Here is a 12,590-nt window from a genome sequence, read left to right as displayed (position 1 = left end):
ACATTGTGGATGAATAGGTGAGGTGAATGGTGGTAGGTGTGAGATTTTTTAGGCTCCAACAGACAATTCCATCCCGACACCCGACACCCGACACCCGACACCCTTGCTCAACCGAGCTTTCACCTTAAGTTGACACCAATGGGGGAGTATAGCGCTACGCGCTGGGCAATGGGCAATGGGCAGAAACCCGATCAAATCTAGTTCATTGGTGAGAATCAGGGTTTCAACGAAGAAGTCGGGGATCTACCGGGAGTTGGCAAGAATTGTGGCTTTAAGTTGACACGGATGCACCGACGTGCGTCCCTACGGTTTCCGGTTGAGTTAAATTCAGGATAATTGAGGTAACTCTCAGAAAACATTAAAAATTTAGAACAAAAACCCTAGATCATTAATGTCAACTATGACTACGCCTAAATTGGGTCTTTTAAACTCCTCAATAAAACCGAATTTTAGTTTAAATAAGAATGCGACAATAAAAATCAGCAACCTAACCCTAGGTCGATAAATGACTAAATGCTTACTTCGTCTAGCTAGCACTAGCATTTTAGCAACTTTAACCTTTGCCGCCGCTAGTCATGCTATACCTGCATTTAACGATTTATCAACTAACCAAGCAACTATTTGTGCTAATTGTAAATGGGTGGTTTTACCAAATCAAAAACTGCTAATTTTTAAACCTACAGGAGATTTAACCTTGAATTCAACAACGGCAAGTAGTAATAAAGAGCCTCGACCTTCCCCGCACAATTTTCTGACCCGTTCTGAATGTCGAGGCAGTTCCCGCCGACAGGAAAAACAAGACTATTCAATTTTAGATTTTCGCTTTTGGATTACCGAAGAAGCCTGTAATGTGGGCAAGCTTTATCAAGATTAAAACCACTAGCTGTAGGGGGAATTCATGAATTACTCCTACTGCGGATACTGTAATAGGTTTTGTAAACAAGCCTCAAACCCTTACATAAACGTAGCTTTTTTTTCAAGGGAGCGAGTGTGACAATGGCTAAAAAAAATATTTTATCCTTCATTATTCACCGGACTAACTTTAGCCCGATACAATAATTTATCACCTTGCCGATAGCCAACATAACGAACTCGCACCACCTCTCCGGGTTGAACGGTTCCCGACATTAATTGATGCCATTGGGGATCATAAGCCAATTCATCACCAACTGAGGCGATCGCGTCTATGCCCCATTGTTGCAGAAGCTGTTCCACTGGCTTGATTAGGGGCAATAATCGGATAGCGGGTAACTGGTCATTCTGAGTTACCGCATAAGCGGCTGTGGGCCACTGTAATAACCATGATTCTAATACCTGCACACTCGATTGCTGAAATTCCTGTAGCAGGGTTTCGCGTTGTTCGGCGAATTGCTGTTGTAGTCGGTGGTATTCCTGCTTGAGGTTATCGAGGCTTTGCCGTGTGGGAATTTCAGAACTCGATGGAGTGCGATCGCGCGGCGGCGGCGTCATCGGGGAGATTGATTCGGGTGAAAATAAGGTTAGCAATTGATCGACCGATATTTGCAATACCTGCGATAATTTCAGCAGCGTCTCTACCCGCATTTGCGATACCTCTCCTTGTCGCAGACGTTTCAGTTGTCGTTCAGACACACCACTGACGCGACTCAGTTGGCGAAAACTGGACACATCTACCTGCTGCATGAGGTATTGTAACTGTTGGGTGTAATTCGGGGCAGACTGATTCTTATGGCTAGATGCGGACATGAGTATAACTGATCGGGAATTGTTATAGTATTTTGACAGACTTGAGCTGTTTTTCGTCAAAAGCCTCACGTCCAACTGATGTCCTAACGTATCCTCGTAGCGCTATATCTTAGACTGACGCACCGACACGCCATAGAGTTGGGGTAGGAGATATCCTACCCCGACAAACAGTAATTCAACAGTACAGCGTAAGTTCTGCAAGAATCACAAAAACTGGGTTGATTCCTTCCCCTGTTCTCAGACGCACCCTGATATGTCTGGAACATTCTTCCCTGACTTAAGAAACACCCCGTTGAACAAACCGTTGCCAAATAAAGATGGCAATAATCGCCCCCAAAACAGCCACGACAACACCGGGAATACTTAACGATGTTGCTGTCATGGCTAATTCCCCCGTCGTTAGAAGTGTTGCCAAGGTTCCACCTAAAAAAGCACCGACTATTCCCAGTAATAGAGTGGAAATAATGTTGCCACCTTGATGACCTGGGTAAATTGCCTTAGCAATTGCACCAGCCAGTACACCCAAAACAATCCAAGCCAAGATATTCATGGTTTTCCTAAAATCAAATTCTTTTTGATGTTTATTACTTTATCCTTGTTCGTCCAAATTAAACCTCTATCCCCAGAAATAAGCTGAATGATTAAATCCTTCAGCTTTTAATTAAGTATTATTCAAATAAACTAACTCGTTTTATTGCCAAAAACACCCTGACGCGGACAGCTCAACGAAGCCCCGACACAATTCTGGAAACTGGAAAGCTCATCACGTTGCTTTCCGGATAAGAAAATGCTATGTTTTTAGTAATTGTACTTAGCTAAAAAGAAATACTCCTTAAGACAAGCTATTTTATTAAAGCTTTTTCAATAACAAAAAACATCTATCATTGTACATAAACAAAAAGTTATTCACTCAGGTAGAGTAAGTCGCTATAAATCAGAGATTAAATGGGAAGAATAGACCAGAAAACGGCGAAAAAACTTTCCTACTGGGAGAAAAATAAATGACTTTAAGACACCATAAACGAGCGATAGGCACTTTTCCCAACCGCCAAGACGCTGAATCGGCACTGAGAGACCTGAGAAGTTCTCACTACCCGATGGATAAAATTTCCGTGATCACACAGGATTCACATCGACCTAATCAGATCGGTGGAACGAATGGACATAAGAAAGTAAGTAACAAAGCTGACGAAGGTGCGACAACAGGCGCCGTCACCGGAGGTGCATTAGGAGGTTTGACAGGCTTGTTAGTCGGTTTGGGTACCTTAGCCATTCCCGGCGTCGGACCGATTTTACTAGCCGGTGCAACAGCAACCGCGATCGCAACCACTTTGACAGGTGGAGCTATCGGAGCAGCCGCAGGTAGTTTAGCTGGCGCACTCATTGGGTTAGGCATTCCGGAACACCGAGCCAAAGTGTACAATGAGCGAGTTTCTCGCGGAGACTATTTAGTCATCGTAGAAGGCACCGAAGCCGAAATCCAACGTGCCGAACGCATTTTGCACCATCGCGGGATTCAAGAGTGGGATATTTTTGATACGCCGAAAGTGGCGCCCTCTGGTAAGCCCCCTGTCACCGCCAAGACTTTTGATCATCATTTAGATCACCATCACTCTCGTGCCATTGGTGTATTTCCCCACTATCACCATACCGATGCTGCCATTCGCGAATTAAAGCAGGTGGGTTTTCCTCTCAGTCAAATTTCCATAATTTCCCGTGATCAGGATCACCATAACTGGATACCGGGTTTGAATGTTCGCGATCGCTTCGATAAGACATCATTGGGTTTTCTCAATGATCGTCATCAGTTCTTTCATGACCAATTCAAGCGGGGTGAATTCCTGATCATTTTAGAGGGTACAAGCACCCAAATCCGTCGCGCCGAAGCCATCTTGAATCGTCATGGTGTTCGGGAATGGGAGAGTTTTGATGCACCGGATCACAACTCCTCTGAGATGGGTCAAGTTCTTGTCTGTAGTCCTCATGCTGACACCACTTGCCATCACCATGCCATTGGTGTTTTTAAGAAGCGTCATAACCTGGAAGCCGCCCTCGGGGAATTGAGTAATGCTGGCTTTCCCCTGAACCACGTTTCTCTGATTACCCAAGACAAGAAGCACCACAACTGGATACCGGGTTTAAGTGTTCGCGATCGCTTTGATCAGACATCCTTAGACTTTCTGGGAGAACGTAATCACGCCTTCCACAACCGATTTAACCAGGGTGAATACTTGCTAATCCTAGAAGACAAAGAAGATCAAATCCGTCGCGCCGAAGCCATCTTGCATCGTCACGGTGTCCAAGACTGGCAGATTTTTGACGGACTTAATACTGATCACTCTCGTCGGAGTAATTCCATGGCTAATACTTCCCACTCTTTAGGACACCATCATCGGGCGGTTGGTACATTCTCCAGTCGCCCTAATATGGATACAGCAATCCAGGAATTATATGATGCCGATTTTCCGATGAATCAAGTATCTGTGATTGCGCGGGACTATCAGCGCCACAACTTGATACCTAATCTTACCATTCGCGATCGCTTTGATAGTGCCTTCGGCTTTCTCGGACAACGTCATTCCTTATTCCATGACCGATTCAACCGAGGTGCATTTCTGGTCATGGTAGAAGGCACCCAAGCCCAAATTCATCAGGCTGAAACCATTTTGCGTGGTCATGGAATGCAGGATTGGGGAATTTATAATTCGACTACGGGTCAGGTTAAGCAACCTCATGGCACTAACCGGATCAGTGATGATCCTGAAGTCGTAATCGTTGACCGTCGTCATCAAACCTTCTAATACCAGCAAAAGGCAAAAGGCTCTCAAGTGAGCGCGTTCATCAATCGGGTTTCTCAATGTTTAAAGGAGGATAGTTTTTCATCCCTTCATCAAGAAACCCGGTTCTGAGAATTATACGACCTGATGGTTTCAGGAAGTTCTTTCTCAACAGTTACCAAAACGTAAGGGTGTTAATCCTTATTTACTGTTTTCAACCTTAGGAAAAACCATGAAAAAATTCACCCCAGTTCTCTTGGCTAGTGTGATGCTCTTTGGCGCCGTAGCCTGCGCCGACGGTGCTAAAACCAGTGCAGATGCGCCAAATACAATTACAGATCCCGCAGAAATTCCAGACGCTGATGAGGCTCAAGATAGCCAGGAAGACGGTCAAAGTCAAGTCCGCCAAAACCAACTTAATGCTGACATTCGCGCCCGGGAGCAGCGCAATAATGCCTTAAATGATGGTGCGGCTGAAGGTAGAAGTGACGATGACCTAGAGAGCGAAGTTCGCAGTAAACTCGAAGCGAATCTTCCCGCCGGTGCTTTAGTGATTAAAGCAGAAGACGGTGCTGTAATTGTATCGGGAACGGTTCCCACTCAGGAACAATTTGAGAGAATTGAACCCTTGGCAAAAGAAATTAAAGGGGTTCAGTCTGTGAATGTTAAAGCTGCCATTGCTCCCGCACAACCAAAGGAGAATAATTAAAACCCTGCAATTTGTTTCAATAATTAATTTAATTAACCCCCAAAGCCAATCTTATTGGAAATTAAGGTTTGGCTTTTTTTTGTTGTATAGCAGTAGACACATCAATTAGGACAAACGAACGGTTGTAGAGACGTTGCATGCAACGTCTCTACCAAATGATGCGTCCTAAACGCTATGGCGATTGCTAGAAGAATCATAGAAGAAGCGATCGCCTAATTTCTGATGCAGTTCCCCCAATATCGCCCAAAGGGTATCAAGTACAGTTGAGTTATAGCACTACGCTCTAAGGTTAGGACAAAAAAAGAAAAATTTAAATCGCTCAATCCCTTGATGAGTCAGTGTTTTTCTTCACTATTGCCTATTGTCTATTGCAAGAAAGCCTAGCGCGTAGCGCTATATCTGTGTTTTGTGGATTCATAGTCTTTAAATTTCTCTAGTGAAACCTGTTTTATCAGTAGATCTACGGATACTGATTCAACTAACCCCTGAAGTTGGATAAAATCACGGTGTTTGTTCCTCCAAGTCTCCGCCTATCCTAGTGATGCAATAAATCGTTGGCGTTCACCACCTGCCACTTTTTTATTCAAAGGGGGACACATCCATGACGGTAAACTGGAAAGCATTGCTGGCAAAAACAACGGTATGGTTAGCGGCTGAGATATTGCTCAATCTTCTAGGACTTGATAATCTAGCTGATTACAGCGAGTTTATTTTTGGGCGACAACTCACAGATTTATCCCAGCCAGCACTGTCCCAGTTGATGCTGTTTACCCCGTCCTCAACGGGAGAGGATAATCCTATGTCTTGGGTGAGTTAAGCTTAGTGGCAAAATTTCTCTTAACGGATGAGGCAATTTTGAGTTCCTCTGAATCGGCAAGTCCTCCACTGTCTTAATGAAGTGGCTATGACCGATAATGATATTACACCCTTCCGGAAGCTCTAGGGGAACTGACTTCAGTTCCATGGCTGTCTCCTCTTGCGCTACCTACATTACAGCTTTTATTGTCATCGGTCAGGGGTCACGGATCACGGGTTATGCTGCCACTTCTTTACAAAACTCAATATCTTTTTTGCAAATAGGGGGTGACACCCCTCACCCCCAATGGCTATGATTATGCTTAGTAGATGCACCCTGATAATCTAGAGAGTTGCTTAGGTGACTCTCTTTTTTTTTTGTCCTTTGTCCTTTGTCCTTTGTCCTTGGCGAATCAGGACGAACCGATCTCGACATTCATTGAGTAGAGGGCGATCCGACCCAATTGAGTGGAATGGAGTTTTGAATTCGTGCAAGCGGGTCGCCCCTACACGGAACAGGTGTTTCGCATCATTCATCCATAACGATCGCAATCATGGAAAATTCTTAACGCATTCGTCTCGCCGCGATCGCAAGTCGTCTCAGCTTGATCAAACTGACGGTAATGCAGAGTCCAGTTAATCGCCAGTAGGTTAAAGCCGTTACCCGCCAATAAGGATCACCCTGATCTAGACGTTGGCGACGATCCAGTAAAATATCATGTAGCCAATCTTGGTATTCCTCCCACTCCTGAGGTGCTTTTATGGCAAGGGTTTGAGCAATCCAGTCAGCTAATTGAACATCCCCTTTAATAGTCGCAGAAGCATCGGTTTTGACCGATCGCCTAGTGATCCGGCGATGTTGTCGGTAAGCCAGAAAACTCACGGTGAAGCTGAGGATCACTAACCCGATACTTAATCCTAATGCGACATAGCTGGGTAATCCCAGCCAGAAAAGCGCGATCGCGAGTCCACCGATAGCAACGTAGACGGTAAATTCAACGGTTAGATAAATCAACGCTTTAAGCTGTTCGGCATTTAAACCTTAATGTCAATAATGACGAAAGGATGGTAGTGCGAGCATCTTGCTCGCTACTAATACCCAATTTAAATGCATGACAGCTTAGCGATCGGTTGTACACTACGCCAGATCAAACGTACTATTTGCGGAACGACGCGGCGGCGGTGACGGTTTCGGTGCATCATATTAGAGTTCTCCCAGTGCAGGTTGCAAATGCTGTAAGGCGGTGAGGAATTGTTGCTTTTTCTCCAAGGCTTGCAAGCCAGAACCTGTAATTTTGTAATAACGTCGGCGTGCGCCTGTGGTTTCTTCTGGCGCTTCATCACCCCAGCGAGAGGTAACGAAACCCCGCTTTTCCAGTTTTCGCAAGGTGGGGTAAAGGGAACTGAAGCCAATTGTGCGTTCACCGTTGCTAGCTTGCGCGATCGCACTCATAATCTCCAATCCATAGCGTTCTCGATACATCAGCGCATTCAGGATCGATTCTTCGATTAGCGTCAGATTCAGCGTGTCGTCTTTGTTGCGAGTAGCCATCGGGTCATCCCTTTTATATTCATGATCTCATTATATATTCACTTTTTGAATATAGGGGGCGATGGCTCCGTTCGTAGTAGGCGTTTCAGCGCCTCTATAATAAAGCCAGAAAAAGAAACGCGATCGCGGTTCGTTCGTAGTAGGCGCTGGATTCGCCTCTATAGTTAGCATTGAGTTTTATGGATGAAACCCAAAACGCATAAAGGTCAATTAACAGTTTGGAAAGACGAAGAAGGGTTTGGCTTTATCAAACCCGATCATGGCGATCAAAACGTTTTTCTGCATATCACTGGATTAAAGAATCCTAATCGCCGTCCCCAAGTCGGTGACATTATCCGTTATCAATTAACTATTGGCAAGAAAGGAAAACTTCGTGCTAGTCATGCTGTCATCGAAGGAACGGCATCTCAGCATAGTTCTAAACAGTTAGCCAAAACCTCTGTTAAAAGAAAGCGATCGAAAAAGAGAACACAATCGTCTTCATTAGTCTGGGAAGTTTTGTTTTTATCTCTATTTCCTATCGGCGGCTCAGTTCACTTGGCATCAATAACATCAAATTTAATTCCTCTCCTGCTGTATTTGATCATGAGTGGGTTAACCTTTGTCCTTTATGCTCAGGATAAGTCCCGTGCTAGAACAGGAGAATGGAGGATACCTGAAAAAACGTTACATTTGTGCGAACTAGCAGGTGGATGGTTAGGCGCATTCATTGCTCAACGCACTCTACGCCACAAAAGTAGCAAAAATTCTTACCAAGTCGTATTTTGGGCAATTGTGGCTTTTCATATCATGTTTTGGAGCGCTTGGCTGTTCAAACATTTATTTAATTGAGTGGACAAAGGGACAAAAAATATGAAACTGGAATAGTAAATAAATACAAGTGTTTTTAGGTTATGCTACTGAATGATATAATTACCCAACTATATACTGAGACTGATTCAGGTGAGTAAACACGTAAAGAGTTAAATAGTTTGCCATGAAAGTCCAATCTATCGAATTGAATTATTTCAAGAAAATTAGGAATTATACCTTTGATTTTACGGATTCTGAAACGGGTTTGGCACGAGATATTATTGTCCTAATTGGCATGAATGGTACGGGAAAAACCAGTCTTTTACAGGCAATTGCGGCGACGCTGGGAGTAGCAACTGGGCGATTACAAAAACTTACTGATTTAGATTGGGTAGGATTTAATTATGAATTGCTAGGAAATAACTGGGGTCGATTTGAGCCAGAGGTAAATCTAAAGGTACAATTTTCATCTCAAGAACTCCAAGCTGTTCAGGAGTTCCATCAAAAATTACAACCAATGGGTTGTCATTTCCCCGTTCCTCCAGCAGAGGATTATCTAGCAACTTTGAGATGGCAAGGTGAGCGAGTCCAAGCAGATACGGCGGCTCAATTGTTCCAATTTAAAGGACGAGACTATGCTAAACAACTACTTCGATCTGAAGGGTTTCAGGCGTTTGAACAAGTGGGTACAGTCTTTTGGTATACCGAACAAAGAACATCAACAAGTTTAACCACTGAAAATACGGATAAAAAACTTGAAATAACTGAAAATATTTTACGCGATCGCCTATCAAAATGGCGGCAATTCCACCAAGATGTTGAAACAGGTAGAATTAAGCAACTACGTCCAGGACAAAAAGATGTGTATGCTGAAATTGAACGAGCTTACCAGAAGGTTTTTCCCGAACGTAGTTTTGAAGGTCCGGTTCCTCGTGAGAATATTGATGACATCCTGAGTGAACCTTGGTTTTATCTCCACGATAGCAAAAACCAGTATGAAATTTCAGAAATGTCTGGGGGAGAGCGGGCTATTTTTCCCATATTAATGGACTTTGCAAATTGGAATATTCATAATTCAGTCATTTTGATTGATGAACTGGAATTACATTTACATCCGCCAATGCAACAAGCATTGCTGAGAACTTTACCTAAATTGGGTAAAAACAATCAATTCATTATCACAACTCACTCTGATTATGTCGAGCAATTAGTACCTGAAGCACATATTATTCGATTAGGAGTGTAATTGTGAGTGTCGTTGATAAGGTTATTTTCTGTGAGGGAAAACAAACCAGTTTAGATATCAAACTTATAGAGCGCGTTTTAGCAGAAAAACCTGGACAGCGACCAACCATTGTGTCGGCTGGGGGGAAGTTTACATTTTCAGTTTTTGCTCAAGGTTACTTTTTTCCTGATGAAGCAATAAATAAACGATACATCATTTTCAGGGATAGAGATTTTGATGTTCAGCCAACCTCAGAGGTTAATTTGCTAAAACTGGGACAACGCTGTTTTTTAACTCATCGTGCTTGTATTGAAAATTATCTTTTAGATGCTGATTTAATTCATAATTATTGGCAAGCTAAATTTGCCGAGAAATCGGAAAATCCTTTATCAAAGTGGGGACACGGCGATTCAGTGGGAATTGAGACAATTACAGCATGGATTGATAGGTCAGCAAGAACGTTGCAAGATTATCAAGCGGTACGATGGGCATTGGCTGATGTAGCGAAGCCGAGTGTGGCGCGATCGCAGCTTGAAACAACGTGGACAAAAGGTAGTGGTAAACTTCCGGCTTCTTTAGATTTACAAAGCTGTCAAGCTAAAGCAAAAGAATTAATTCAGACGTTTAGAGAGGCTGTTGATCAAGTCACCCAAGACAGATTTGAAGCAAGTTTAGGTATCTATCAGGCTAAGTTTAGCCAAGACGAATTTTGGCAACAGAAGCAGTACATGATCTGGTTTCATGGCAAAGATCTGCAAAAAGCGATGCAGCAGCAAGAATCTCAATACATCTCTTTAAAAAACTTTTTTGCTTGGGCAATTGCTCAACTTGATATTACTCAATATCCGGATTTGATGGAATTACGAACAAAAATTGAGAACTTATAGCGTTGTCTTAATAGGGGACTTGTGGCTTCTGGGAAAGACATCAATCACAATTTCCGCCCAGCCCAGGATTTTGCTAGACTTCAGATGACTTAGTTGGTATTTGTATCTCCAGCCATGACAGCGACTCCAGTACCATCCCAATCCCTCAGCGCGATCGCACAATCCACTCGCCAAGCGGCGCGACAGTTGGCGGTTATGTCCACTGATACCAAAAATCAAGCGATTGAAGCGATCGCGAAATCCTTAGAAACCGCAGCACCGGATATTTTGGCGGCGAATATCGCAGATTGTCAAGCCGCAGAAGCGGAGAGTATCCCTAAACCTCTCTACAATCGCCTGAAGCTGGATGAGACAAAACTGAACGCCGCCATTGCTGGAGTGCGGGATGTGGGGAAGTTGACTGATCCCATTGGCGCAATCCAACTTCATCGGGAACTTGATGACGGGTTAGTTCTCAAGCGTGTTACTTGTCCCCTGGGAGTCTTAGGCGTTATCTTTGAAGCACGTCCCGATGCGGTGATGCAAATTACCTCTCTGGCGGTCAAATCGGGGAATGGGGTGATTCTCAAAGGTGGGAAGGAAGCCGTTCGATCCTGTGAAGCGATTGTTAACGCGATTCACAAAGGATTATCCACGAGTTCTGTTGATCCGGCGGTGGTGCAACTCTTAACCACCAGAGAGGAGACGATGGCGCTATTGCAGTTGGATGACTACATTGATTTAATTATTCCCAGAGGATCAAATTCCTTTGTTCGCTTCGTTCAAGATAATACCCGAATTCCGGTATTGGGTCATGCTGATGGAATCTGTCATGGTTATATTGATCGCGCGGCTGACTTGCAAAAAGCGGTGGAGATTACCGTTGATGCGAAAACCCAGTATCCGGCGGTGTGTAACGCGATAGAAACGCTACTGGTGCATCGTGCGATCGCGCCGAGTTTCCTTCCCTTGGCTGCAAAAGCTTTGCAAGAACGGCTGGTTGAACTTCGTGGCGATGAAGCGACTTGCCAAATGATCGATTGTTCAGCCGCCACAGATGCGGATTGGTCTACCGAATACAATGATTTAATTCTGTCGATTAAAATAGTCGATTCCTTAGAAGACGCCATTAACCATATCAATCATTATGGTTCTGGGCATACCGATGTTATTGTCACCGAAGATCCAGACATTGCCCAGATATTCCTCAATCAAGTCGATGGCGCGAATGTGTTCCACAACTGTTCGACTCGGTTTGCGGATGGGTTCCGGTATGGGTTTGGCGCAGAAGTGGGAATTAGTACAAATAAATTACCGCCCCGTGGTCCTGTAGGATTGGAGGGATTGGTGACGTATAAGTATCAAATGACAGGTCAAGGTCAGGTTGTTGCGAGTTATAGTGGCAAGGATGCCAAATCCTTTACCCATCGGGATTTAGATTGAAGGAAACCTAAACCTAATCAGTGTTTCATCTTTAAAGCAACAGAAACGCGATCGCAATGGCAATCACCACAGCAAAATGGACAATAGACGAGTATCACCGCATGATTGCGGCGGGGATTTTAGAGGATCGGCGGGTGGAACTACTCCAAGGAGAAATTATCGAGATGTCACCAGAAGGAGAACCCCACGCCTACTTCAGTAGTGAAGCTGGGGAATATCTGATGCGGCGGTTAAGCGATCGCGCGATGGTTCGTTTAGCTAAACCGATAACACTCCCAAACAACTCTGAACCTGAACCCGATATCGCCATTGTGCAACGATTGGGGCGTGAATACCTAGAACACCACCCTTATCCAGACAACATTTTTTGGTTAATTGAGTATTCCGAGTCCAGTTTAGAGAAAGACTTAGAGATAAAACGTAAAATTTATGCCCAAGTTGGTATTTCTGAATACTGGGTCATTAACCTAAAAAGAAGACAACTTATTGTATTTCGAGATCCCCAAGATGGAGAATACGCTTCCCGATCGACGCTAACGGGAGGAAGAATTTATCCCCTAGCGTTTCCTGATATAAGTATATCCGTCGATTCTATTGTCAGTATATAAATGAAGACATATAACAATTTTACTTGAGATATAAAACGGAGGTAGACAAAGGGACAGGAAACAGGAAACAGGAAACAGGAAACGGGAAACGAGAATAG

The 12,590-nt window shown here is 43.9% G+C and carries 14 protein-coding genes and 1 pseudogene; 9 read left to right on the top strand and 6 right to left on the bottom strand.

The window, feature by feature from the left end; all coding sequences use genetic code 11:
• Positions 1 to 48: 48 nt before the first annotated feature.
• Positions 49 to 195 (bottom strand): hypothetical protein, encoded by a 147-nt coding sequence (locus RIG66_RS10680; protein ID WP_446377819.1) that lies wholly within the window; start codon positions 193 to 195, stop codon positions 49 to 51.
• 310 nt (positions 196 to 505) lie between these two features.
• Here RIG66_RS10680 and RIG66_RS10675 point away from each other — a divergent pair, with 310 nt between their 5' ends.
• Positions 506 to 874 carry a hypothetical protein gene (locus RIG66_RS10675; RefSeq protein WP_446377817.1) on the top strand — a complete coding sequence of 123 codons (369 nt, stop codon included), beginning with the start codon at positions 506 to 508 and terminating at the stop codon, positions 872 to 874.
• Positions 875 to 1,014: 140 nt separating this feature from the next.
• Here the strand turns inward: RIG66_RS10675 and RIG66_RS10670 are convergent, their stop codons facing one another.
• Both RIG66_RS10670 and RIG66_RS10665 read right to left on the bottom strand, forming a co-directional pair.
• Positions 1,015 to 1,725, bottom strand: a complete 711-nt coding sequence (locus RIG66_RS10670; RefSeq protein ID WP_446377815.1) for a helix-turn-helix domain-containing protein — start codon at positions 1,723 to 1,725, stop codon at positions 1,015 to 1,017.
• 277 nt (positions 1,726 to 2,002) lie between these two features.
• Positions 2,003 to 2,275: a GlsB/YeaQ/YmgE family stress response membrane protein gene (locus RIG66_RS10665; RefSeq protein WP_446377813.1), complete on the bottom strand. Its 273-nt coding sequence runs from the start codon at positions 2,273 to 2,275 to the stop codon at positions 2,003 to 2,005.
• A gap of 451 nt (positions 2,276 to 2,726) precedes the next feature.
• Here RIG66_RS10665 and RIG66_RS10660 point away from each other — a divergent pair, with 451 nt between their 5' ends.
• From RIG66_RS10660 to RIG66_RS10650, 3 genes are all read left to right on the top strand, one after another.
• On the top strand, positions 2,727 to 4,526 hold the full coding sequence (locus RIG66_RS10660; protein WP_446377811.1) for a general stress protein: 1,800 nt from the start codon (positions 2,727 to 2,729) through the stop codon (positions 4,524 to 4,526).
• Positions 4,527 to 4,734: 208 nt separating this feature from the next.
• Complete coding sequence (locus tag RIG66_RS10655) at positions 4,735 to 5,211, top strand: BON domain-containing protein (protein ID WP_446377809.1); 477 nt, start codon at positions 4,735 to 4,737, stop codon at positions 5,209 to 5,211.
• A 601-nt stretch (positions 5,212 to 5,812) separates the two neighbouring features.
• Entirely contained in the window at positions 5,813 to 6,028 is a 216-nt protein-coding gene (locus RIG66_RS10650) for a hypothetical protein (protein ID WP_446373506.1), read from the top strand.
• A 57-nt stretch (positions 6,029 to 6,085) separates the two neighbouring features.
• On the opposite strand, the pseudogene RIG66_RS10645 reads toward RIG66_RS10650, so the two are convergent.
• From RIG66_RS10645 to RIG66_RS10635, 3 genes and pseudogenes are all read right to left on the bottom strand, one after another.
• Positions 6,086 to 6,175 (bottom strand): annotated as a pseudogene (locus RIG66_RS10645) (adenosine-specific kinase); the annotation flags it as partial.
• Between the two features lie 396 nt (positions 6,176 to 6,571).
• Positions 6,572 to 7,021 (bottom strand): hypothetical protein, encoded by a 450-nt coding sequence (locus RIG66_RS10640; RefSeq protein ID WP_446377806.1) that lies wholly within the window; start codon positions 7,019 to 7,021, stop codon positions 6,572 to 6,574.
• A 189-nt stretch (positions 7,022 to 7,210) separates the two neighbouring features.
• Positions 7,211 to 7,558: a PadR family transcriptional regulator gene (locus RIG66_RS10635; protein ID WP_006100165.1), complete on the bottom strand. Its 348-nt coding sequence runs from the start codon at positions 7,556 to 7,558 to the stop codon at positions 7,211 to 7,213.
• Between the two features lie 183 nt (positions 7,559 to 7,741).
• On the opposite strand from RIG66_RS10635, the gene RIG66_RS10630 reads away from it, so the two are divergent.
• From RIG66_RS10630 to RIG66_RS10610, 5 genes are all read left to right on the top strand, one after another.
• Positions 7,742 to 8,389: a DUF1294 domain-containing protein gene (locus RIG66_RS10630; RefSeq protein ID WP_446377804.1), complete on the top strand. Its 648-nt coding sequence runs from the start codon at positions 7,742 to 7,744 to the stop codon at positions 8,387 to 8,389.
• 145 nt (positions 8,390 to 8,534) lie between these two features.
• Positions 8,535 to 9,596, top strand: coding sequence for an AAA family ATPase (locus RIG66_RS10625; RefSeq protein WP_446377802.1), 1,062 nt, complete (start codon positions 8,535 to 8,537; stop codon positions 9,594 to 9,596).
• A 2-nt stretch (positions 9,597 to 9,598) separates the two neighbouring features.
• Positions 9,599 to 10,462, top strand: coding sequence for a hypothetical protein (locus RIG66_RS10620; protein ID WP_446377800.1), 864 nt, complete (start codon positions 9,599 to 9,601; stop codon positions 10,460 to 10,462).
• A gap of 114 nt (positions 10,463 to 10,576) precedes the next feature.
• Positions 10,577 to 11,884 (top strand): glutamate-5-semialdehyde dehydrogenase, encoded by a 1,308-nt coding sequence (locus tag RIG66_RS10615; RefSeq protein WP_446377798.1) that lies wholly within the window; start codon positions 10,577 to 10,579, stop codon positions 11,882 to 11,884.
• A gap of 56 nt (positions 11,885 to 11,940) precedes the next feature.
• Positions 11,941 to 12,492 (top strand): Uma2 family endonuclease, encoded by a 552-nt coding sequence (locus RIG66_RS10610; RefSeq protein ID WP_446377796.1) that lies wholly within the window; start codon positions 11,941 to 11,943, stop codon positions 12,490 to 12,492.
• The last annotated feature ends 98 nt before the right edge of the window (positions 12,493 to 12,590 follow it).

The organism is Coleofasciculus sp. E2-BRE-01 (assembly GCF_040221695.1).
GTDB lineage: Bacteria > Cyanobacteriota > Cyanobacteriia > Cyanobacteriales > Coleofasciculaceae > Coleofasciculus.
The sequence above is the reverse complement of the archived record's forward strand: the minus strand, read 5'-3'. Positions and strand labels throughout refer to the sequence as shown.

What these genes read in the sequence shown, in the direction of transcription:
- RIG66_RS10630 (WP_446377804.1), top strand. Translation starts at nt 7,742, where the DNA reads ATGAAACCCAAAACGCATAAAGGTCAATTAACAGTTTGGAAAGACGAA.
- RIG66_RS10625 (WP_446377802.1), top strand. Translation starts at nt 8,535, where the DNA reads ATGAAAGTCCAATCTATCGAATTGAATTATTTCAAGAAAATTAGGAAT.
- RIG66_RS10665 (WP_446377813.1), bottom strand. Translation starts at nt 2,275, where the DNA reads ATGAATATCTTGGCTTGGATTGTTTTGGGTGTACTGGCTGGTGCAATT.
- RIG66_RS10670 (WP_446377815.1), bottom strand. Translation starts at nt 1,725, where the DNA reads ATGTCCGCATCTAGCCATAAGAATCAGTCTGCCCCGAATTACACCCAA.
- RIG66_RS10655 (WP_446377809.1), top strand. Translation starts at nt 4,735, where the DNA reads ATGAAAAAATTCACCCCAGTTCTCTTGGCTAGTGTGATGCTCTTTGGC.
- RIG66_RS10650 (WP_446373506.1), top strand. Translation starts at nt 5,813, where the DNA reads ATGACGGTAAACTGGAAAGCATTGCTGGCAAAAACAACGGTATGGTTA.
- RIG66_RS10610 (WP_446377796.1), top strand. Translation starts at nt 11,941, where the DNA reads ATGGCAATCACCACAGCAAAATGGACAATAGACGAGTATCACCGCATG.
- RIG66_RS10635 (WP_006100165.1), bottom strand. Translation starts at nt 7,558, where the DNA reads ATGGCTACTCGCAACAAAGACGACACGCTGAATCTGACGCTAATCGAA.
- RIG66_RS10675 (WP_446377817.1), top strand. Translation starts at nt 506, where the DNA reads ATGACTAAATGCTTACTTCGTCTAGCTAGCACTAGCATTTTAGCAACT.
- RIG66_RS10660 (WP_446377811.1), top strand. Translation starts at nt 2,727, where the DNA reads ATGACTTTAAGACACCATAAACGAGCGATAGGCACTTTTCCCAACCGC.
- RIG66_RS10615 (WP_446377798.1), top strand. Translation starts at nt 10,577, where the DNA reads ATGACAGCGACTCCAGTACCATCCCAATCCCTCAGCGCGATCGCACAA.